We start from the raw sequence: 360 nt of genomic DNA, 5'->3' as shown, positions 1-360 counted from the left end.
GCAGGTCACGGCTCCACCGGCGGTCATGCGATCCTGCATGCGGTGTCGGCACTGCCCCAGGAAGAGGCGCATTGATGTTCGGACGTAAGAAGAAGGACGCTGCGCAGGACGCGGCAGCGGACCGTTTCGCGGACCTGCGCGACGATGCCGCGGCGGAGGTCGACGTGGACGCGCCGACGGGTGTCGAGGACCGCGGTCCCTACGACCTGGCGGACCTCGACGGCGCGGAGCCGACCGAGGGCGTGAACGGCCCCCGGCTCGACCTCGGGTCGGTGCTGGTGCCGATGCCCGAGGGCGGCCAGATCCAGGTGGAGATGGCGCCGGACGGCACGCCCCAGGCCGTCCACCTGGTGACCGTGC

The 360-nt window shown here is 71.9% G+C and carries 1 protein-coding gene; it reads left to right on the top strand.

Annotated features, from left to right (window positions below):
- Positions 1-74: 74 nt before the first annotated feature.
- Positions 75-360 (top strand): DUF3710 domain-containing protein (locus AC1DYG_RS20910; protein ID WP_477641739.1); only part of this gene is annotated, 286 nt, incomplete at its 3' end.

The organism is Pedococcus sp. P1_H8, from assembly GCF_056405175.1.
This window is presented reverse-complemented; position numbering and strand designations above follow the sequence as displayed.